General features: G+C 71.8%; 24 protein-coding genes. 11 read left to right on the top strand and 13 right to left on the bottom strand.

Annotated elements, in window-relative coordinates; translation table 11 throughout:
- Positions 1-20: 20 nt before the first annotated feature.
- Entirely contained in the window at positions 21-2,108 is a 2,088-nt protein-coding gene (locus tag HNR22_RS26940; protein WP_179782703.1) for an amino acid permease, read from the bottom strand.
- 163 nt (positions 2,109-2,271) lie between these two features.
- On the opposite strand from HNR22_RS26940, the gene HNR22_RS26935 reads away from it, so the two are divergent.
- Positions 2,272-2,937 carry an NAD-binding protein gene (locus HNR22_RS26935; RefSeq protein ID WP_179782702.1) on the top strand — a complete coding sequence of 222 codons (666 nt, stop codon included), beginning with the start codon at positions 2,272-2,274 and terminating at the stop codon, positions 2,935-2,937.
- Between the two features lie 3 nt (positions 2,938-2,940).
- Positions 2,941-3,630: a potassium channel family protein gene (locus HNR22_RS26930; protein WP_099851425.1), complete on the top strand. Its 690-nt coding sequence runs from the start codon at positions 2,941-2,943 to the stop codon at positions 3,628-3,630.
- 17 nt (positions 3,631-3,647) lie between these two features.
- Here the strand turns inward: HNR22_RS26930 and HNR22_RS26925 are convergent, their stop codons facing one another.
- The 4 genes from HNR22_RS26925 to dut all read right to left on the bottom strand — a co-directional run bounded on the left by HNR22_RS26925 (position 3,648) and on the right by dut (position 6,076).
- On the bottom strand, positions 3,648-4,331 hold the full coding sequence (locus HNR22_RS26925) for a DUF3159 domain-containing protein (protein ID WP_179782701.1): 684 nt from the start codon (positions 4,329-4,331) through the stop codon (positions 3,648-3,650).
- A 25-nt stretch (positions 4,332-4,356) separates the two neighbouring features.
- Complete coding sequence (locus HNR22_RS26920) at positions 4,357-4,737, bottom strand: OB-fold nucleic acid binding domain-containing protein (RefSeq protein WP_179782700.1); 381 nt, start codon at positions 4,735-4,737, stop codon at positions 4,357-4,359.
- A 114-nt stretch (positions 4,738-4,851) separates the two neighbouring features.
- Complete coding sequence (locus HNR22_RS26915) at positions 4,852-5,514, bottom strand: DUF3710 domain-containing protein (RefSeq protein ID WP_179782699.1); 663 nt, start codon at positions 5,512-5,514, stop codon at positions 4,852-4,854.
- A gap of 25 nt (positions 5,515-5,539) precedes the next feature.
- The gene (gene dut, locus HNR22_RS26910) at positions 5,540-6,076 is read right to left on the bottom strand and encodes a dUTP diphosphatase (RefSeq protein ID WP_088946808.1); all 537 of its coding nucleotides are present in this window, start codon (positions 6,074-6,076) and stop codon (positions 5,540-5,542) included.
- Between the two features lie 90 nt (positions 6,077-6,166).
- On the opposite strand from dut, the gene HNR22_RS26905 reads away from it, so the two are divergent.
- Positions 6,167-6,694 carry a DUF3093 domain-containing protein gene (locus HNR22_RS26905; protein WP_179782698.1) on the top strand — a complete coding sequence of 176 codons (528 nt, stop codon included), beginning with the start codon at positions 6,167-6,169 and terminating at the stop codon, positions 6,692-6,694.
- Positions 6,695-6,713: 19 nt separating this feature from the next.
- Here the strand turns inward: HNR22_RS26905 and HNR22_RS26900 are convergent, their stop codons facing one another.
- Positions 6,714-7,538, bottom strand: coding sequence for a hypothetical protein (locus HNR22_RS26900; protein WP_179782697.1), 825 nt, complete (start codon positions 7,536-7,538; stop codon positions 6,714-6,716).
- Between the two features lie 116 nt (positions 7,539-7,654).
- On the bottom strand, positions 7,655-7,951 hold the full coding sequence (locus HNR22_RS26895) for a DUF4193 domain-containing protein (protein WP_007075406.1): 297 nt from the start codon (positions 7,949-7,951) through the stop codon (positions 7,655-7,657).
- Positions 7,952-8,384: 433 nt separating this feature from the next.
- Here HNR22_RS26895 and HNR22_RS26890 point away from each other — a divergent pair, with 433 nt between their 5' ends.
- On the top strand, positions 8,385-8,900 hold the full coding sequence (locus HNR22_RS26890; protein ID WP_179783731.1) for a LytR C-terminal domain-containing protein: 516 nt from the start codon (positions 8,385-8,387) through the stop codon (positions 8,898-8,900).
- A gap of 24 nt (positions 8,901-8,924) precedes the next feature.
- Here HNR22_RS26890 and HNR22_RS26885 read toward each other — a convergent pair whose 3' ends face one another.
- Complete coding sequence (locus tag HNR22_RS26885; protein ID WP_179782696.1) at positions 8,925-9,746, bottom strand: inositol monophosphatase family protein; 822 nt, start codon at positions 9,744-9,746, stop codon at positions 8,925-8,927.
- Positions 9,747-10,034: 288 nt separating this feature from the next.
- Between HNR22_RS26885 and HNR22_RS26880 the strand changes: the two genes are divergently transcribed.
- Together HNR22_RS26880 and HNR22_RS26875 are read left to right on the top strand one after the other, a co-directional pair.
- Complete coding sequence (locus HNR22_RS26880; protein ID WP_179782695.1) at positions 10,035-11,624, top strand: RNA polymerase sigma factor; 1,590 nt, start codon at positions 10,035-10,037, stop codon at positions 11,622-11,624.
- 245 nt (positions 11,625-11,869) lie between these two features.
- Entirely contained in the window at positions 11,870-12,103 is a 234-nt protein-coding gene (locus HNR22_RS26875) for a DUF7455 domain-containing protein (RefSeq protein WP_030489368.1), read from the top strand.
- A gap of 639 nt (positions 12,104-12,742) precedes the next feature.
- Here the strand turns inward: HNR22_RS26875 and HNR22_RS26870 are convergent.
- From HNR22_RS26870 to HNR22_RS26860, 3 genes are all read right to left on the bottom strand, one after another.
- Positions 12,743-14,476, bottom strand: coding sequence for a DEAD/DEAH box helicase family protein (locus tag HNR22_RS26870; protein WP_179782694.1), 1,734 nt, complete (start codon positions 14,474-14,476; stop codon positions 12,743-12,745).
- A 180-nt stretch (positions 14,477-14,656) separates the two neighbouring features.
- Positions 14,657-15,319, bottom strand: coding sequence for a TRIC cation channel family protein (locus HNR22_RS26865; RefSeq protein ID WP_179782693.1), 663 nt, complete (start codon positions 15,317-15,319; stop codon positions 14,657-14,659).
- A gap of 40 nt (positions 15,320-15,359) precedes the next feature.
- Positions 15,360-15,578 (bottom strand): DUF3039 domain-containing protein, encoded by a 219-nt coding sequence (locus HNR22_RS26860; protein ID WP_088946800.1) that lies wholly within the window; start codon positions 15,576-15,578, stop codon positions 15,360-15,362.
- A gap of 88 nt (positions 15,579-15,666) precedes the next feature.
- Between HNR22_RS26860 and HNR22_RS26855 the strand changes: the two genes are divergently transcribed.
- A complete protein-coding gene (locus HNR22_RS26855) occupies positions 15,667-16,602 on the top strand; it encodes a pseudouridine-5'-phosphate glycosidase (protein WP_179782692.1) in 936 nt (311 codons plus the stop codon).
- Complete coding sequence (locus HNR22_RS26850; protein ID WP_179782691.1) at positions 16,599-17,498, top strand: carbohydrate kinase family protein; 900 nt, start codon at positions 16,599-16,601, stop codon at positions 17,496-17,498. The genes HNR22_RS26855 and HNR22_RS26850 overlap by 4 nt, the downstream gene beginning before the upstream one ends.
- 54 nt (positions 17,499-17,552) lie before the next feature.
- On the opposite strand, the gene HNR22_RS26845 is transcribed toward HNR22_RS26850, so the two are convergent.
- Positions 17,553-17,912, bottom strand: a complete 360-nt coding sequence (locus tag HNR22_RS26845) for a DUF3099 domain-containing protein (protein WP_179782690.1) — start codon at positions 17,910-17,912, stop codon at positions 17,553-17,555.
- A gap of 104 nt (positions 17,913-18,016) precedes the next feature.
- Between HNR22_RS26845 and HNR22_RS26840 the strand changes: the two genes are divergently transcribed.
- Together HNR22_RS26840 and HNR22_RS26835 are read left to right on the top strand one after the other, a co-directional pair.
- On the top strand, positions 18,017-18,304 hold the full coding sequence (locus HNR22_RS26840; protein WP_088946797.1) for a hypothetical protein: 288 nt from the start codon (positions 18,017-18,019) through the stop codon (positions 18,302-18,304).
- A 13-nt stretch (positions 18,305-18,317) separates the two neighbouring features.
- A complete protein-coding gene (locus tag HNR22_RS26835) occupies positions 18,318-18,629 on the top strand; it encodes a hypothetical protein (RefSeq protein WP_088951534.1) in 312 nt (103 codons plus the stop codon).
- Between the two features lie 9 nt (positions 18,630-18,638).
- Here HNR22_RS26835 and HNR22_RS26830 read toward each other — a convergent pair whose 3' ends face one another.
- Positions 18,639-19,229, bottom strand: coding sequence for an HhH-GPD-type base excision DNA repair protein (locus HNR22_RS26830; protein WP_218908406.1), 591 nt, complete (start codon positions 19,227-19,229; stop codon positions 18,639-18,641).
- Positions 19,230-19,312: 83 nt separating this feature from the next.
- Between HNR22_RS26830 and HNR22_RS26825 the strand changes: the two genes are divergently transcribed.
- A complete protein-coding gene (locus HNR22_RS26825; protein ID WP_179782688.1) occupies positions 19,313-20,314 on the top strand; it encodes a CPBP family intramembrane glutamic endopeptidase in 1,002 nt (333 codons plus the stop codon).
- The last annotated feature ends 17 nt before the right edge of the window (positions 20,315-20,331 follow it).

Genomic DNA, 20,331 nt, shown 5'->3' with positions numbered 1-20,331 from the left:
CGGTCCGCTGCCCGCCCGACTCAGTCACGGCCGTTCCCTTCCGTTGCGCGGTCCGCCGGGCCACCCTCGCCCGGCGGCGGCGTGGAAACCACCGGCGGTGCGGAGACCAGCGGTGGCACGGTGCCGCGTGGACCCCGTGCCGGTGTCCGGGACAGCGTGGCGTCCAGCCGGTCCAGGTTCTTGCTCGCTGTCGATGCGAGCTGCCACGGCACGCTGACCACCATCACCCCCGGTTCGAAGAGCAGCCGGCCCTTGAGGCGCAGGGCGCTCTGGTTGTGCAGCAGGTTCTCCCACCAGCGACCCACCACGTACTCCGGGATGAAGACGGTGACCACGTCGCGGGGTGACTTGCGGCGGGTGGAGGCGACGAAGTCCAGGATCGGGCGGGTGATCTCCCGGTACGGCGAGTCGACCACGGTGAGCGGGATGGCCATCTCCCGCCGCTCCCAGTCGGCCTGCAGGTCCCGGGTGTCCTTCTCGTCCACGTTGACGGTCACGGCGGTCAGCGTGTCCGGCCGGGTGGCCCGGGCGTAGGCGATGGCCCGCAGCGTCGGCTGGTGCAGTTTGCTGACCAGCACGATCGCGTGGTTGCGGGCGGGCAGCACGGCCCGGCCCTCGTCCGGCGGGGTCAGCTCGACGGCGATCCGGTCGTAGTGCCGGCGGATGGCCAGCATCAGCACGTAGATCACCGCCATCGCGGCGATCGCGATCCAGGCGCCGAGCAGGAACTTCGTGACCAGGACGATCACCAGCACCGTGCCGGTCAGGCCCATGCCGAACGTGTTGATCGCCCGGGACCGGTACATCTTGCGGCGTGCCTCCGGGTCCCGCTCGGTCCGCAGGTGCCGGTTCCAGTGCCGGATCATGCCGGCCTGGGAGACGGTGAACGAGACGAAGACCCCGACGATGTAGAGCTGGATCAGCCTCGTCACCTCGGCCTGGAAGCCGACGATCAGCACGATCGCGAAGAGGGCGAGGAAGGTGATGCCGTTGGAGAACGCCAGCCGGTCGCCGCGGGTGTGGAACTGGCGGGGCAGGTAGCGGTCCTGCGCGAGGATCGAGCCGAGCACCGGGAAGCCGTTGAACGCGGTGTTGGCGGCCAGGAACAGGATCAGGGCGGTCACCCCGGCCAGCACGTAGAGCAGGATCGACCCGGAACCGAAGACCGTCTCGCCGAGCTGGGTGGTGACGGTCTTCTGCACGTACCCCTCGGGGCCGGAGACGATCTGGAGGCTCGGGTCCTCGACGAACTGCAGGTGGGTCAGCCGGGCCAGCCAGATGATCCCGACCAGCATGCTCACCGAGATCGTGCCGAGCAGCAGCAGGGTGGTGGCGGCGTTGCGGCTCTTCGGCGCCTTGAACGCCGGCACACCGTTGGAGATCGCCTCCACGCCGGTGAGCGCGGCGGCGCCCGAGCTGAACGTCCGCAGGAGCAGGAAGATGAGCGCGAACCCGGTCACGCTGTGCTCGGCCTGGATCACCAGGTCGGCGCTCGGGGCACGGAGGTCGTCGCCCAGCACGAAGACCCGGAACAGCCCGGTGAGCAGCATCCCGAGCATCACGATCACGAAACCGTAGGTGGGGATGGCGAACGCCGTGCCCGACTCGCGCAGCCCGCGCAGGTTGACAGCGGTCAGCACCACCACCGCGATCACCGCGATCAGGACCTTGTGGGTGGCCACGAACGGCACCACCGAGCCGAGGTTGGCCACCCCGGAGGAGACCGACACCGCCACCGTGAGCACGTAGTCGACCAGCAGCGCGCTCGCCACCCCGACGCCGAACTTCGGGCCCAGGTTGACGGTGGCCACCTCGTAGTCGCCGCCGCCGGACGGATAGGCGTGCACGTTCTGCCGGTAGCTGGCCACCACGGTCAGCATCACCACGACCACGGCCAGCGCGATCCACGGGGAGAACAGGAACGCCGAGGCACCGGCGATGGAGAGGGTGAGCAGGATCTCGTCGGGCGCGTACGCGACGCTGGACAGCGCGTCGGAGGCGAACACGGGCAGCGCGATGCGCTTCGGCAGGAGGGTGTGCTGGAGCCGGTCGGACCGGAACGGTCGACCGAGGAGAAGCCGCTTCAGCAGCGAGGTGGGACTGGCCACGAACGCCAAGGGTACGACCACCACGACGGGGACGCGGGGGTGGGCGATCACGGCTGCTCACGACGACGGGGTACGGTCGGTCCCCGCTTCCCACCGGGACGTGGCAGGCTCGCACTCGGAGGCCACCGGAAGCGGGGGCGGTACGCACCTTGGGAGGGACAGCGTGCACGTCGTGATCATGGGATGTGGCCGGGTCGGGTCGACCCTCGCCCACAGCCTGGAGTCCCGGGGACACTCGGTGGCGGTGATCGACCAGGACGCCGACGCGTTCCGCCGGCTCGGCCCCGACTTCGCCGGGATCACGGTGACCGGGGCCGGCTTCGACGGCGAGGTTCTCCGACAGGCCGGCATCGAGCGCGCGGACGCCTTCGCGGCGGTGTCCAGCGGCGACAACTCCAACATCATCTCGGCGCGGTTGGCCCGCGAGACGTTCGGCGTGTCCCGGGTCGCCGCCCGCATCTACGACCAGCGCCGGGCGCAGGTCTACGAGCGGCTGGGCATCCCCACCGTCGCGACCGTGCGCTGGACCGCCGACCGGATGCTGCGACACCTGGTGCCGGAGGGCAACGTGGAGATCTTCCGCGACCCCACGAGCACCGTGTCGATCGTCGAGGTGCCGGTCCACAAGGACTGGATCGGCCGGTCGGTGCGCACACTGGAGGAGGCGTCCGGCGCACGGGTGGCCTACCTGATCCGCTTCGGCATCGGCACGCTGCCCACCGGCTCCACCGTCGTACAGGAGGGTGACCAGGTGTTCATGCTGGTCAGCGATGACATCGTGGCGACGGTCACGTCGGTGGCGGCGGCGCCGCCGGAAGGGGGGCACTGAGCCATGCGGGTCGCCATCGCGGGCGCGGGCAACGTGGGCCGCTCGATCGCCCAGGAGCTGATCGACAACGGCCACCAGGTGATGCTGATCGAACGCCAACCCAAGATGCTGCGCCCGGACCGGGTGCCGGCGGCCGAGTGGGTGCTCGCCGACGCGTGCGAGGTGGCCAGCCTGGAGGAGGCCAACGTCGCCGGGTGCGACGTGGTGGTCGCGGCGACGGGCGACGACAAGACCAACCTGGTGCTGTCGCTGTTGGCCAAGACCGAGTTCGCGGTGCCACGCGTGGTGGCCCGGGTCAACCGGGCCGAGAACGAGTGGTTGTTCACCGAGCAGTGGGGCGTCGACGTCGCGGTGAGCAAGCCGCGGGTGATGGCCGCGCTGGTCGAGGAGGCGGTCACCGTCGGCGACCTGGTCCGGCTGATGACCTTCCGCCAGGGTGAGGCGAACCTGGTCGAGATCACCCTGCCGCCGACCGCGCCCTACGTCGGTCAGCCGATCCACGCCGTGCCGCTGCCCCGCGACTCCGCGCTGGTGGCGATCCTGCGCGGCAAGCGGGTCCTGGTGCCCAGCCCGGACGACCCCATCGAGGCCGGCGACGAGTTGATCTTCGTCTGCACCGCCGAGGTGGAGGACCAGGTCCGCGCGGTGATCCTCGGGCCGGACAGCGTCGAGCGGACCCGCGGCTCACGCTGAGCCGACGGGCCGTTCGGTCAGGCGCCGGGCAGTGGGGTCGGCGACGACTCCCGGGTGACCCGGCGCACCGTCCAGACCGTGATCAGCAGCAGCAACGCGTACGGCGGATAGCCCAGCGCCAGCCGGGCGACGCCCAGCGCGGTGTCCTGGTGAGCCAGGTAGAGCCCGGCCTGCACGCCCACCTTGGCCAGCCAGACCACGCCCCAGAGCACGGTGAGCTGGGTGAAGGTGCGCACCAGCTTCGGGTCGGTGCGCCACTCCGAGCGGCCCTTGGCAACCAGCACCGACCAGATCCAGCCCACCAACGGCTGCCGGATTGCCGCCGAGATCAGCAGGGCGACGCCGTACCCGATGCCGTAGAGGATGCCGGGAAGGTAGAAATCGCGCTCGTCGCCGGTGCGCCAGGCGATGGCCGCGCCGACGCCGACGCCGAACAGCCCGTTGATGGCATGCCGGATCGGCCGACGCTGGGCCAGCCGCAGCCCGGCGATCAGCAGCGCGACGGAGACCGAGGCGATCACCGCCGGTCGCAGCTCGCCGATGATGTTGGCGAGAACGAAGACCACGACCGGGATGCTCGACTCGACCAGGCCCCGCCAGCCGCCAAGCTGGTCGGCCATCTGCTCGGCGATCGTCGGCAGCGGCTCCTCCTCCGGAGGGTCGGTCTCCGGCTGCGCCGCCCGGTGCTGTCCCGTCGTCATCGCCGGCCTTCCGTCCGCAACGCCGTCACTTCGGCGAGTCCAGCTCGTAGTAGGGGTTGTAGATGACCTTGCGCTCGTCGCGCACCGCCACCCGGCCACGGGCAGTCAGGTGCCGGCCCGGCTCGATCCCGGCGATGTGCCGTCGACCCAACCAGACCAGGGTGACCACGTCGCTGCCGTCGTACAGGTCGGCCTCCAGGGTGGGCAGGTTGGTGCGCGGCGTGTAGACCACCGTGCGCAGCCGACCGGCGACCGACACCAGCTGACCCCGGGAGCACTGCTGTGCCGGGATGCCGCCGCACTCGGCGCTCTCCCGCCGCAGCTCCTGCGCGTCGATCTCGGCCTCGCTGGCGGTGAACCGTTGCAGGATGCGCCGCAGCGACACCCGGCCCTCGTCGGTCGTCATGACCTCCGCGTCACCCTCTCCACGCTCGCCGTCCCCGGCCGGCACCGGCGGCGCCGGAACCGTGCCGCCAGCGTACGCCGACGGGGCTGGTTCCGGCGGGCCGGTGCGCGCGGGTCAGACCTGGCGCGGCTCGGCGGCGGCGTCGCCCGCCTCGGTGGCGGCCTGGTCGGCGATCTCGCGAGGCAGCCGCAGCGGCAGCGGCTCACGGACCGGCTTGGCCTCCTGGCCACGGTCGACCACCAGGCCGTCCAGGCACTCCACCAGCGGCCCGGCCACGGCCGGGTTGGTGGCCACCGGGCCCTGGAACACGCCGCGGACCATCCAGCGCGGCCCGTCGACGCCGACGAACCGCAGGTTCGTCGGGCCGTCCGGTGTATTCACCTGGGCGTGCAGCTCCGGGCCGTACTCGCCCTCGACCTCTTGCGCGCTCGCGCCGTCGCGCAGCAGCGACTGCCGGATCTCCTCGCGCACCTCGCCCCAGATCCCCTCGGACCGGGGGGCGGCGAAGACGCCCAGCTGGAGCGCGTTGTCGCCATGCACCAGCACCACCTGCTGGACCACACCCTGCGGGTCGGCCTGCACCCGCACCTCGACGTCGGCGATCGCCGGGATGTGCAGGCTGCCCAGGTCGAGTCGCTGCACGTCGTCGTAGCTCTCGGAGATGTCGTACGGGCCGCGCTCCAACGTCGGCGCCGCATCGCCCTGGTCGGGGACCTGGGTGGCCCGCTCGTCACGGGTCTGCCGCTCGGCGTCGGCCCGCTTTCGGGAGAAGATCACTGCGCCTGCCCTCCGCTGTTCACACTCACCCTGCCACCTCTTCCGTCTGCCCGCGGCCCGGCTCGTCTGGCCGCCGCTCGACCCGGTCCTGGCCCGTCGGCGACGGCACCAGCCCGGCGTGCCCGCCGGTCGACCCGTGCCCGCCGACCCCACGCCGGGACGTGGGCAGCTCGACCACCGGCTCGAACCGCGCCCGTGCGACCTGCTGAACAACGAGCTGCGCGATCCGGTCGCCGCGGGAGATCTTCGCCGGCACATCCCGATCATGGTTGATCAGGTTGACCAGGATCTCACCCCGGTAGCCGGCGTCGACCGTACCGGGCGCGTTGAGCACCGTCACGCCGAGCCTGGCCGCCAGACCGGAACGGGGATGGACCAGACCCACGTACCCCTCCGGCAGCGCGATGGCCACGCCGGTGGGCACCAGGGCACGGCCACCGGGCGGCAGTTCCACGTCCGCGGCAGCCACCAGGTCGGCCCCGGCGTCGCCGGGATGGGCGTACGTGGGCAGCGGCAGCTCAGAGTCGAGCAGCTGCACGGGCACGGGTACGACGTCGGTCACGGGTCCCCTCTTCCGTCCGGTTCTCGGGGTGACCCTGCCATCCTGCCGGTTCGCCGAGCCGCCGTGCGCCGTACCCTCGCAGGAGTGAGCATGTCGCCCTCTCCCTCCGCCGATCAGCCGCCGGCCGACGCCCGCCCGGCGTACGCCGAACGGTTGGATCTGCCCTGGTGGCTGTGGCTGGCCGGGCTGGTGGCCGCCGCGCTGCTGGCCGTCGAGATCTGGATGGGCGCCGCCGGCGTGCGCGCCTGGCTGCCGTTCGTCGTGCTGCTGCCTCTCACCGCGGCAGGGCTGTGGTGGCTGGGCCGGATCCGGATCGGGGTCGCCGACTCCGAGCTGCGGGTGGACGACGCCCGCCTGCCGGTCCACTTCGTGGCCGACGTGGTGCCCTTGGACGTGGCCGGCCGCCGTGAGGTGCTCGGGGTCGGCGCGGACCCGCTCGCCTTCGTGGTGCAGCGGCCGTGGATCGGCGGCGCCGTGCAGGTGGTGCTCAACGACCCGGCCGATCCGACCCCGTTCTGGGTGGTGAGCACGCGGCACCCCGTCGAGCTGGCCGAGGCGGTGCTGGCCGCGCGGGACGCTCTGGCGCTCTCCCGGCCCACCGCGGGCGAGCAGGCCTGATCCGACGCCACCGACCCCCTCAGGTGCCGGTCGGCGGGCCGGGCAGGGCTGCCGGTGGCGCGGGTCGGGCGATGCCCCGCCGGCGCAGGTCCACCTGAAGCTGCTCGGCCATCTGCTGGGTGGCCCGGCGGTTGAGGAAGCTGGCCACCGCCGCGCCGGTCAGGAACGGCCCGAGCGTGGTGAGGTTGCGACCGAAACGCCGCAGCAGCATGTCCCGCAGTTCCTTGCGGGCCGCGGTGCCGAGCACCGCGCCCACCCCCACGCCGGGCACCATCGGGTTGACCCCACGCTGGGTGGCCCAGGAGTGCACCAGGGCGACCGCCCGTTGGCTGCCGCCCTCCGGTAGCGCCACGCCGTGGACCTCGTGCAGCTCACCGACCAGTTTCAGTTCCACGGACACCACGGCAACGGTCTCGGCGGCGAGCAGCACCGGTGCGGAGAGCAGGGTCGGGGCGACCGTCCACTCGACGGCGGCGACTCCCCCGCCGGCCGCGCCGATCGCGGCGGTGGCCCGGGACGCGTTGCGGATGAGCCGGTCGGCCAGGGCGGCATCGTCCAGGCCGGGGAAATGCCGCCGCAGGGTGGCCAGGTCCCGCACCGGGATGTGCGGGGCGACCTCGGCGACGGTGTCGACCATCCAGCGCACGGCGGCACGGGGCTTGAACAGGTCGGAGATGCCCCGGGCGCGGGCCTGCCCGACCATCCGGGTCAACAGTTGGCGGCGACGGGCCGGAGCGAGGTCGTCCGCGGTCAACGCCGCGACGGTGGCGCCGAGGTCGTCCGTGCCACCGGTGGCACCAACGCTGCCCGTGCCATCGTCGGTGGTGCCGCCTCGATCGCTCATCGGACCTCCCGGTGCTGTGGCTACCCGCTACGAGTCAAGCAGGTACCCACTACCGGCGCATGCCTACACCAGCAGCGGCGGCCCCGTTCAGGAGGCCGCCGCCGGTGTCGTGGTTGTCAGACGCACTCGCGGCAGATCAACTCGCCGTTACGCTCGACTGCCAGCTGGCTACGGTGGTGTACCAGGAAGCAGCGGGCGCACCGGAACTCGTCCTGCTGCATCGGAAGCACCTTGACCGTGAGCTCCTCGTCGGCCAGATCGGCACCGGGCAGCTCGAAGCTCTCGGCCACCTCGGCCTCGTCGACGTCCACCGCGCCCGACTGTGAGTCGACGCGCCGTGCCTTGAGCTCTTCCAGGCTGTCCTCGCCGAGGTCGACCTCGTCGCGACGCGGGGCGTCGTAGTCGGTGGCCATCGGTTTCACTCTCCCATATCGATGTTGTCGCTTCCGGTTGTAACGCCGGACGACGCTGTTTCGGTTCCGTTGGCCGGCCACCACTTGTGTCGGGCACCCGACCCGAGGACCGAACGGGTCGAGCTCGCTGGGGCGACTCCCCTGCGAGCGCGGAACCTTACCCCCCCTTGGGCGAGGCATGTATACCGCCCTTGCGGCTGAGATGTACGCCCCCGCACGCGAAGTTGTTCCCAATGTGATTCAGGCGACACGAAGATAGGGGTAGTAGTACCCCGTTCGCGGTCGGCGCGCCGGCATGTCGGGCTGTTTCCACGCGACGGCCGGACAACCGTTAACCTCAGCGGCGTATTCGACGGCCGGCGGCCAGTCTGATCGTTGCCGGCTGCCGCCACCCACCTGAGGTCCCGGGAGTGCCCAGATGAGTTTTGCGCGAGTGCGAGCACTCGTCGTCGTCGGCCTGCTCGGGGTGCTGGCCCTGGCGTTCGTGGTCACCGCGATCCTCCGGGACACCCAGGGGAAGGCGGGCACGGCCGAGGGCTGCCCGGAGGGTTGGCCGCTGGCCGACGTGACACTGCACGAGCCCAAGGACGTCAAGATCAACGTGTTCAACGCGACCGACGAGCCCGGCCGGGCCGGCAGCGTCGCGGACGACTTCCGCAACCGCAAGTTCCAGGTCAAGAAGGTCGGCAACGACCCCAAGGGGATCGACGACGTGGCGGTGCTGCGCTACGGCCCGAAGGGCGTCGGCTCCGCGCACCTGCTGCAGGCGTACTTCCTCAACAACGCCGAGCCCGGCTACGACCCGAAGCGCACCGACGACGTCGTGGACGTGGTGCTGGGCAACGGCTTCCAGCAGCTCGCCACCACGACCGAGGTCAACCAGTCCCTCGGTGACATCGGCGCGCCACGGGCACCCAAGGGCTCCTGCCCGTCCCCGGCCGCCAAGTGACGGCCTGACCGCCCTGCCGGCCGCTCAGGGCCCGCCCGCGGCATCCAGCTCGGCCAGCCGGTCGTGCAGCGGCCCGAAGAGCGCGGGCGGGGCCGCGACCACCAGATCGGGCCCCGGCGGCCCACCGGCCAGGCCGGCGACACGCACGCCCGCCTCGGCGGCCACCAGCCCGCCGGCCGCCAGGTCCCAGGCCGCGAGGCCCTTCTCGAAGTACGCGTCGAGCCGGCCCTCCGCCACCAGGCAGAGATCCAGCGCGGCGGCACCGAGCCGGCGGATGTCCCGGACGTGGGCGATCAGCCCGGTCACCACCTGGGCCTGGTGCGTGCGGCGTCCGGCGTCGTAGCCGAAGCCGGTGCCGACCAGCGCCTGCCCCAGGTCCGTCTCGCCGGAGCAGCGCAACCGGACACCGTCGCGCCAGGCCCCGCCGCCGACCGTGGCCGTCCACTCCTCGCCGGTGCTCACGTTGCGCACCACGCCGGCGACCACCACCCCGTCCACCTCGGCGGCCAGCGACACCGCGCTGTACGGCAGCCCGTAGAGGTAGTTGACGGTGCCGTCGATCGGGTCGACGATCCAGCGCACCCCGCCCGGCGCGACCGGCCCGGTGTCCCGAATGCCGTATTCTTCGCCGAGCACCGCGTCGTCCGGCCGCAACTGCTTCAGCGCGTCGAGCACCTGCCGTTCGACCGCCCGGTCGGCCGCGGTGACCACGTCGGTGACCGTGCTCTTGGTCGCCGCCACCGAGACACCCTCGACCCGCATCCGGTACGCGGTGGCCGCCGCATCGCGGGCGACGCCGAGCGCGACGGCCAAAAGTTCCCGAGGTGACGGCGCCGAACGGTCCATCCCAACGTCCCCTTCCACGCGACCGGGGCGTTCCGCGCCCCGCGCGAGTATCATCCTTACAAAGTCCACATCAGCGCCGAATCGGCGGTCCCGCCGCCGTTAAGCAGTGCGGCGCAGGAAGATCGCGGCAGACGGCGTTACAATTCACCCCTGCCCACGCGCCACGGACCGCCGACCACCGGCCGGTCCGGGACACGGGGGTCCCTCAACCACACTGCCCGGCCCGGTTGCCCCACGCTGTGCCGGACAACCCGGCCGTGCCCGCTCTTCGCCTCCGGAAGGTCATTCGTGACAGAACCCCGCCAGACCGGCGCCGACGTTCGCTCGCTCACCGACACCCTGATCGCCCACGCGCAGAGCGCCGGTGGTCAGCTCACGTCGGCCCAGCTCGCGCGCACCGTCGAGTCCGCCGAGGTGACTCCGGCCCAGGCCAAGAAGATTCTGCGGGCGCTCTCCGAGGCGGGAGTGACCGTGGTGGTGGACGGCTCGGCGAGCACCCGCCGCCGCGTCGCCGCGGCCCGTTCGACCACGCCGGCGTCCCGGGCCACCACTGCCAAGACCACCAAGAAGGCCGCGGCGCCCGCCCCGAAGCAGGCGCCCGCCTCCGACGACACGCCGTCCGCGCCGGCCCCGCGCAAGGTGGCCGCCCGCAAGGCCACCCCCGCCGAGGGCGCTGCCACGCCGGCGAAGGCCACCAAGTTGACCCGGGCCACCAAGGCCACGGTCGCCGCCGCTGGCGCCAAGGCCGGCACCAAGGCCAAGGGCGAGGGCGCCGAGGGTGAGATCGACCCGGAGGAGCTGGCCGCCGCCATCGAGGACGTGGTGGTCGAGGAGCCGGCCGAGCTGGCTCAGGCCGCCGAGACCGACGCCGCCGCCTCGGCGACCGACAACGACTTCGAGTGGGACGACGAGGAGTCCGAGGCCCTCAAGCAGGCCCGGCGGGACGCCGAGCTGACCGCCTCCGCCGACTCGGTCCGTGCGTACCTGAAGCAGATCGGCAAGGTTCCGCTGCTCAACGCCGAGCAGGAGGTGGAGCTGGCCAAGCGGATCGAGGCCGGGCTCTACGCCGCCGAGCGGTTGCGCGCGGCCGACGAGGGCGAGGAGAAGCTCGTCCGGGACATGGTCCGTGACCTGGGCTGGATCTCCCGCGACGGCGAGCGGGCCAAGAACCACCTCCTGGAGGCGAACCTCCGACTGGTGGTGTCGCTGGCCAAGAGGTACACGGGCCGTGGCATGGCGTTCCTCGACCTGATCCAGGAGGGCAACCTCGGCCTGATCCGCGCGGTGGAGAAGTTCGACTACACCAAGGGCTACAAGTTCTCCACGTACGCCACCTGGTGGATCCGGCAGGCGATCACCCGCGCGATGGCCGACCAGGCCCGCACCATCCGCATCCCGGTGCACATGGTCGAGGTCATCAACAAGCTTGGCCGCATACAGCGTGAGCTGCTCCAGGACCTGGGCCGCGAGCCCACTCCGGAGGAGCTGGCCAAGGAGATGGACATCACACCCGAGAAGGTGCTGGAGATCCAGCAGTACGCCCGGGAGCCCATCTCACTGGACCAGACCATCGGCGACGAGGGCGACAGCCAGCTCGGTGACTTCATCGAGGACTCCGAGGCCGTGGTCGCGGTCGACGCGGTGTCGTTCTCGCTCCTGCAGGACCAGCTCCAGCAGGTGCTGCAGACGCTCTCCGAGCGTGAGGCGGGTGTGGTACGCCTGCGCTTCGGTCTGACCGACGGTCAGCCGCGGACGCTGGACGAGATCGGGCAGGTCTACGGGGTGACCCGGGAGCGGATCCGACAGATCGAGTCCAAGACGATGTCCAAGCTGCGCCACCCGTCCCGGTCGCAGGTCCTCCGGGATTACCTGGACTGAGCGGGTTTCGTCAACCGAACGTGTCGTTTTGACCACCTGGTGTGCAACACCAGATGGTGATCGTCCGGATGCACGAATGTGATCGTTGACGTGGCACCCTGGGTGCACGGCACACTGTCCCTGCCAGGTGTGACCTCGGTCCCCCGCGGGCACACAGGGAAGGCAGTGCCTAGTAAGGGTGTTGCACCATAGGTGAGCAACGACCGAAGAGATTGTTCATCGGTGACGACCAGAGGAGGAAGGCGATGACCCCGACCCTCACGCCGCCGCCCGTGACGGCGGCTCCCCCAGCCGCCGATGAACGGTGCGACCGCTGCAATGCTGCCGGGAAGCTCCGCATCACCCTGACGGGTGGGAGCGAGCTGGTGTTCTGCGGGCACCACGCGAACAAGTACGCGGAGGATCTCGTGAAGATCACCGAGCGGTTCGCGACGGAGCCCGATTTCAGCTGGCGTGGCGCCGATCTGATGGCGAACTAAATCCGCAAACCGACATAGCCGGCCGGAGGCACCCGAGGGTGTCTCCGGCCGGCTTTTCGCTACCCAAACCCGCCCGGCCCCGTGCGCTTGCGCCGGTGCTTGCCCCGCGTTCGTGCTCGCCCCGCCCCGTGCGCTTGTCCCGGCCCCGCGCGCTTGCCCGCCGGCCCGAGGGAACGCACGCCGCCGGAGCGCCCCCAAGATCCGCACTACTTCGGGGATGTTGCTGCCTCCGGCGCCCGGGAGGCAGCAACCTCCCCGAAACTGTGCGGATCTTCGGCCCCGCGCCCCGCGCCCCCGCCCCCGCGCCCGCGCCCGCGCCCGCGCCCGCGCCCGCGCCAAGATCGTGCTCGAACCAGGATGTAGTGGCCTCATCGGCGCGCCGATGCCACTACATCCCGGATACTGCACGATCTTGAAGTGGGAACGCTCCGCAGAGGGCACCCGCGGGCGTCCCGGGCACGTAATCCTCGGTCTCGCCCAAGGCCAGCCCATGATCCACTCGGTTTCACGGAAGTCGCGCTTTCCGCCGCGCTCGAATACCGCGTTTTCAAGAAAACCGAGTGGATCACGCCGGAAGCAAGCACGGCCGCAGAGCACGGCCGCAGAGCACGGCCGCAAGACCTCGCCGATGCGGCCGGTCTAGAGGGTCTGGACGGTCGCGATGCGTTCCTCGAGCTGCTCGATGGTGGCCTGGGCGCTCGGAGGGCCACCGCAGAGCCGGCGCAGCTCGGCGTGGATCTTGCCGTGCGGCTGGCCGGTGCGGTGGTGACGAGCGGCCACCAGAGCGTTCAGTTGGCGCCGGAGCGCCACGCGACGCTGAGCGGCGCTCATGGGTGCCGGCGGCGCGGCCGTGGGCGCAGCGGCCGGCTGAGCGGCCCCGTCGGCGGTACGGCGACGTTGGGCGGCGAGCTGTGCGGCCTGCCGCTTGGTCAGCAGCAGCGAAACCTGGTCGGCGGTGAGCAGGCCGGGCAGGCCGAGGTATTCCTCTTCCTCCGGGGTGCCGGCCTGGGCCGCGGTGCCGAACGACGCGCCGTCGAAGATCACCTGGTCCAGTTCGGCGGTGGCCGAGAGCGCGGCGAACCGCTTCTCCAACTCGCCGCTGGCCTGGTCGTCGCGCTGCGCCCGTTCCAGCAGATCGTCGTCGAACCCGTCGGATTCCTTGGGTTTGCCGAGGACGTGGTCCCGCTCGGTCTCCATCTCGCTGGCCAGGCCGAGCAGGTGCGGCACGCTGGGCAGGAAGACCGACGCGGTCTCACCGGGCCGGCGGGCCCGCACGAACCGGCCGATCGCCTGAGCGAAGTAGAGCGGCGTGCTGGCGCTGGTGGCGTAGACGCCGACCGCCAGTCGCGGGATGTCGACACCCTCGGACACCATCCGCACCGCGACCAGCCATCGCTGATCGGACGCCGCGAACGTCGCGATCCGCGCGGACGCGCCCTGGTCGTCGGAGAGCACCACGGCGGCCTTCTCGCCGGTCACCTGCTCGATCAGCTTGGCGTACGAGCGGGCGGTCTGCTGGTCGGTGGCGATGATCAGACCACCGGCGTCGGCCATGCCCGCGTTGCGCAGCACGGTCAGTCGGGCGTCGGCGGCCCGCAGCACCTGCGGCATCCAGTCCCCGGCCGGGTCCAGGGCGGTACGCCACGCCTGCGCCACCAGGTCCTGCGTCATCGGTTCACCGAGGCGGGCGGCCAGTTCCTCCCCCGCGTTGGTCCGCCAACGGGTCTCCCCGGAGTACGCCAGGAAGAGCACCGGTCGGACCACGCCGTCGCGCAGGGCGTCGGAGTAGCCGTACACGGAGTCGGCGCGCGAGCGCAGCAGCCCGTCTCCGCCCCGCTCGTAGCTGACGAACGGGATGGGGTTGTCGTCGGAGCGGAACGGTGTCCCGGTGAGCATCAGCCGGCGTACGGCGGGTTCGAAGGCGTTCTTCACCCCGTCTCCCCAGGACCGGGAGTCGCCCGCGTGGTGGATCTCGTCGAGGATGACCAGGGTGCGTCTGGTCATGGTGCGCCGCCGGTGCACCTGCGGTGCCATGCCCACCTGGGCGTAGGTGACCACCGCGCCGTGGAAGTCGGCTGCGGAGTGCACGTCGGCGTTGCGGAAAGCGGCGTCGAGCTGGATGCCCACCCGGGCCGCGGCGTCGGCCCACTGGTTCTTCAGGTGCTCGGTCGGCGCGACCACGGTGACCGCCTCAACGGTGCCGTCACCGAGCAGCTCGGCCGCGATCCGCAGGGCGAAGGTGGTCTTGCCGGCGCCCGGCGTGGCGACCGCGGTGAAGTCCTCGGTGCGCCGGCGCAGGTATTCCACCAGGGCCTTGCGCTGCCAGGCGCGTAGTGCCGGGAACGTCTCGAGCACCGGCGTCCGGGCTGCCACGCGAAAGCTCCTCTCCGACCGCACGACGGCGGACCCGGGGCGAGGGCCACGATGACCGCCGCCCATGAAAACGCCTCCGCGCAGAAGCTGCCGCGAAGGCCGACTCAGCATAACCAGCGAGGGCCCCACGGCCCAGGCGACGCCACGCTGGTCACATTCGCCACCCTGGCACGGGTGGCCTCACCACTCCCGGTCGGCGCGTGGATCCGCCCCACCGGCACGCGGTGGGCGCAGCGTCGCCACCGGCGCCGACCAGCGCCGACGCAGCGCGATCAGACGTAGACCGAAGACCAGGGCGGCAGCGGCGGTGAGCGGTACGGGCCCGGTCTGCCCGGTCACGTAGAGCAGCACCACCAGGACCGAGCCGGCGAGCGCGGCGAGGGCGTAGATCTCCCGACGCAGCACGACGGGGATCTCGGCGGTGAGCAGATCGCGGCCGAGCCCGCCGCCGATCGCGGTGAGCATGCCGATCAGGCAGGCACCGACCGCGGGCACTCGGGCGTCGAGTGCCTTGAGCGTGCCGGTCACGGTGAACAGTGCCAGGCCCGCCGCATCCAACACCAGGACGGTGGTGCGCAGTCGGGCCAGTTGCGGGTGCAGCCAGAAGACGGCGAGCGCGGTGATCGCGGCGGTGGCCGCGTACCGCCAGTCGGCGAAGGCCAGCGGCGGCACCTCGTCGATGACCAGGTCGCGGAAGATCCCGCCGCCGAGGGCGGCCACGAAACCGACGAACGCGACGCCGAACAGGTCCAGTCGCTTCGCCACCGCCGCCGACGCCCCGGATGCGGCGAACACCGCCACCCCGGTCAGGTCGGCGAGGAGCAGGGCGGTGGAGGTGGTCACCGCCGCAGGCTACGTCGCCGGCCAGAGCACCGGCCGAGGTTCACTCGCGGTACGAGTCGTAGATCTCCTTGCACTTGGGGCAGACCGGCGAACCCGGCTTGGCCGCCTTGGTGACCGGGAACGTCTCGCCGCAGAGCGCGACGACGTAGGTGCCCATGACGGCGCTTTCGGCGATCTTCTCCTTGCGGACGTAGTGGAACATCTCGGGACCGGTGTCGGCGTCCTTCAGCTCCGGACGCTCGAGAACCTCTGTGCTCACGTCTGCACCTCCAACCGACAAGTTTGGCAGGTCATCACGGCCGGGTCCACTTGAGGCCGGCCGGGGCCCCACCCCGTACCGTGCTCGTGTGAATGACTTTCGCATCAGCTACGGACCCGAGGTCGCCGAAGCCCTGCGCGACGGCCTGCCCGTCGTCGCCCTGGAGAGCACCATCGTCTCGCACGGCCTGCCCCGGCCGGAGAACCTGCGGGTTGCCAGGGAGATCGAGCAGACGGTCCGGGACGCCGGGGCCGTCCCGGCGACGATCGGCATGATCAGCGGCAGGCTGGTGGTCGGTCTGGACGACGCACAGTTGACCCGCCTCGCCACTGTCGACGGAGTGACCAAGCTCTCCGTCCGCGACCTCGCACTGTCGGCGGCGACCGGCGCGGACGGCGCCACCACCGTTGCCGCGACCAGCGCGGTGGCCGCCGCGGCCGGGATCGGGGTGTTCGCCACCGGCGGGCTGGGCGGGGTGCACCGGGAGGCAGCGCACACCTTCGACGAGTCGGCGGACCTGGGCACCCTGGCCCAGACCCCGATCGCGGTGGTCTGCGCCGGGGTCAAGTCGATCCTCGACGTGGGCGCGACGCTGGAGCGGCTGGAGACCCTCGGGGTCGCCGTGGTCGGTTACCGCACCCGCCGGTTCCCCGGCTTCTACCTGACCGACGCCGGCTTCGACCTGGACTGGTCGGTGGACTCGCCGGAGCAGGTCGCCGCCGTGCTCGCCGCCCGCGACGAGCACGCCGTGCACACCGGCGGACTGCTCGTCGCCAACCCGTTGCCGGTCGAGGAGCAGCTCGACCCGGAGCTGCACGACCGGACGCTCGCCGACGGCCTGGCCCTACTGGAGCGGGACGGGATCACCGGTAAGGCCGTGACGCCGTACCTGCTGTCGTACTTCCACTCGGCCACCGAGGGCGCGAGCCTGGCGGTGAACGTCCGGATCATCCTGCGCAACGCCGACCTGGCCGCGCGGATCGCGGCCGCCGCAGCGGCCCGCCGCACCACCGCCCCGGCATGACCCGACCGGCCCGGGTGGTCGTCGTCGGGGACGTGATCACCGATGTGGTCGCCGTGCTGTCCGGGCCGCTCGCGGCCGGCTCGGACACCGGAGCCGAGATCAGCATCGGCGGCGGCGGTCAGGCCGCCAACACCGCTGCCTGGGTAGCCGCGCAGCGGGTGGACGTCACGCTCGTCGGCGCCGTCGGTGACGACGACGCCGGGCGGGACCGGGTGGCCGAGCTGGAGCGGGCGGGTGTCGACTGCGCGATCGAACGTGTCGAGGGCGTGGCGACCGGCACGGTGATCGTGTTGGCCACCGACGGCGAGCGCACGATGGTCAGCCAGCGGGGCGCGAACCTGCGGCTGACCGCCGCGCACGTCGAGCGGGCCCTCGCGGCGGTGCCCGACGCAGGGCATCTGCACCTGTCCGCGTACACCCTGTTGGACGCCGGGTCGCGCGACGCCGGGCTGCGGGCACTGGCCGCCGCGCGCGAGCGTGGGCTCACCACCAGCGTCGACGCGGCCTCCGCGGCGCCGCTGCGGCGAGTGGGCGCGGCGGCTTTCCTGAGTTGGGTACGCGACGTCGACCTGCTGCTGGTCAACGCGGACGAGGCCACCGTGCTCGCCGGTGGGCTGGACCCGGCGGCGCAGGGGCGGGCGTTGTCGGCGACGGCCCGGCGGGTCGTGGTCAAGCGCGGCGGGGCCGGCGCGGTCTGGGTCGACCGCACCGCGGCGGTCCGCGTGGCTGCGGCCCGGCGGGTGGCGGTGGTGGATGTCACGGGGGCCGGGGACGCCTTCGCGGCTGGCCTGCTCACCGCCTGGCTCGCGGGTGCCACCCCGGCCGCGGCGCTGAGCCGCGCCACCGACCTGGGAGCGCTGGCCGTCTCCACCGTCGGCGCACGACCGCAGCCGTAGTCGTCGGCGCACGGCCGCGGCTCCCGAGTGCTCGAACCCTGGCCCGTTCGCGGGTCAGGGTTCGGCGTCGATGACCTTGTGCGGGCGCTCCTCGGCGGTGAGGCTCATCGGCGGGGTGTCGTCCGTGTGCCGGCGGTGGAACCTGTTGGCCAGCCGGTGTTCCTCCTTCGGCGGCCGGTCGTTGGCCAGCAGCACGGCCAGCCAGGGGATGAGCACCATGCCGAGGGCGCACAACGGCAGCCAGAGCCAGAGCAGTGGGGCGTTCGCACCGACCAGGATCGCGCCGACGATGATGCAGGCCACTCGGATGCCCATCATCAGGACATAGCGGCGCTGACGGCTGGTGAGCTGATCACCCTGGCTGCGCGAGGCGTCGGTGATCAGAATCGGCTGGTACGCCTGACGCTTCACCATGGACCTCCTCGAGGGGGTTACGCCTCATCCTGTCACCGCAGGGCCGTGATCAGCGAACTTCGACTCATCCCGCCGCGTGTTACGCGCGTGGTACGCTGCCTGGCGTGGGCAGCAGGTTCAGCTTCACCGACGAGGCGTTGGCCAACCTGAGGGTCTACGACGTCACACCCGGGGAAGTCTGGGAGGCGCTGCACAGCGCCCGACGGGTGATCCGCCATCTGGGTGACGACGTGATGGTGGTCTACGCCGCCGCCCGTCGGGGCCGCCGACTGGCGGTGCTGCTCGCCGAGGCCGATGGCACCGACAACGACTGGGACATCCTCTCCGCCCGTGAGCTGAGCGACGCCGAGTCCAAGCGCTACGACGAGGCCGTGCGGAGATCTCGCCGATGAGGAGGCCGTGACGATGCACCGAAACGACGCGACCAAGCAGTTCCACAGCGGCGACGACCGGATCGCCGAGCTGATCGACGAGGGCCCGGGGGTGGACCTCCCCGCCCCCGACACCGACGTGCCGATGGTGAGCCGGTCGGTCCGGCTGCCACTGGAGACGTACGAGCGGGTGCGGGCCGCCGCCGACGCCCGAGGCATCGGGGTCACCACGCTGATGCGCCAGTGGATCGAGGCCGGCCTCGCCGACCTGGACGACTCCGCGACCGTCTCGCTGGCTGACGTCCGGCGCGCGCTGGCCTCGCTGGCGCACCCCACCGCCGCCTGAGCGACAGGGTCAGCCGTCGGCCGTCTTCGCCTTGGCCGCCGCCTTCATCTGCTGCTTGTACTCCCGCACCCGGCGCAACGAGTCGGCGTCGGTGACGTCGGCCACCGACCGGTACGCGCCCGGGTCGCCGTACCCGCCGGCCGCCGTCCGCCAGTCCTGCGGGGTGACCCCGAACCGCTTCCCGAGCAGAGCCACGAAGATCTGCGCCTTCTGCTTGCCGAAGCCGGGCAGCCCGGAGACCCGGCGCAGCAGCTCCGGCCCGTCGGCGACGTCGGCCCAGAGCAGCGCCGCGTCACCGTCGTAGCGCTCCACCAGGACCTGGCAGACCTCCTGCACCCGGGCCGCCATCGCCTTCGGAAACCGGTGCAGCGCGGGCGGCTGGGCGAAGAGCGCGACCAGGGCCTCCGGGTCGTACCCGGCCAGCTCGACCGCGTCCAGCTCGTGACCGAGCCGCTGCGCCAGCACGTACGGCGAGGAGAACGCCTTCTCCATCGGCACCTGCTGATCCAGGGTCATCCCGATGAGGAGGGCCAGTGGGCTGCGCTCCAGCAACCGGTTGGCCTCAGGGTCGATGGGCAGCACAAGCGTCATGCGGACCATCCTGCCTGGCCCACCGATCCGGGCGGACACCGACGCTCCGATCGTTTCGCGACAGCTGGCGCCCTTCTGGCACGCTCGACGACATGCTTTTGACCGCCCCGCCCGGTTCCCCGTACCACCGGCTCGGCCGCACTGCCCGGCACCGTTGGTGGCAACCCATCGTCGGCACCGTCGCGCTGGTTGTCTCGGCGGTGGTGGTCCTCTGCCTACTCTTCGGCGTCGCCGCCGTCGTGGCCGAGCTCACCAACCGCCCGTACGACGCCGACGGGCTTCCCACCTTCGGCCCGATTCCGGACGCCGCGCTGCTGATCGCCTCGCTGGCATTGTTGCTCCCACTTCTGTTCGGCGCGGCCTGGCTCGTGCAACGCCGGCCCGCCGGCACGCTCTCGTCGGTGCTCGGCCGGCTGCGGTGGAACTGGCTCGGCCGCTGCCTCCTGGTCGCCACGCCGCTGATCATCGTCATGCTGTTCGGCGCGGACCTGCTGCTCGGGCTGACCGGCGAGAGCTCGGTACTCGCCCCGGCGGACACGTGGGTGGGTGGGCCGGAGTTCGCCGCCGGTCTGCTGATGGTCCTGCTGCTGGTGCCATTCCAGGCCGCCGCGGAGGAGTACGCCTTCCGGGGCTGGCTGCTACAGGCCGTCGGCGCGTACCTTCGCTCACCCTGGCCCGCGATCGCCCTTCAGGCGGTGCTCTTCGCCGCGGCGCACGGCTGGGGCACGGTCTGGGGTTTCCTGGACCTGGCATTCATGGGCGCGTTGTTCGGCTGGTTGACGGTGCGAACCGGCGGGCTCGAGGCCGCGATCGCGCTGCACGTGGTGAACAACCTGACCGCGTTCACCCTGGCGGCGGCGTTCGGCGGGCTCAGCGCCGACGAGACGATGGCCGACGCCCCATGGCAGCTCGTCCTCGTCGACGTGCTGGCGCTGTCGGCGTACGCCCTGGTCGTCGACCGGATGGCCGCGCGTCGAGGGCTGGCGACGGTCGTACCGCCGGACCTGGTCGTGGCGGTGCCCGGCGGGCCCTCAGCCCCGACCGGTACGGAGCTGAAGCGACCGGAGGTCGGGGTCGAATCTCGCGGGTGGTGACGGCTTCCTCCGCGACG

The organism is Micromonospora jinlongensis (genome assembly GCF_013410645.1).
GTDB classification, from domain to species: Bacteria; Actinomycetota; Actinomycetes; order Mycobacteriales; family Micromonosporaceae; genus Micromonospora; species Micromonospora zamorensis.
Note: the sequence above shows the minus strand (reverse complement) of the source record. Positions and strands in the feature narration are given on the sequence as shown.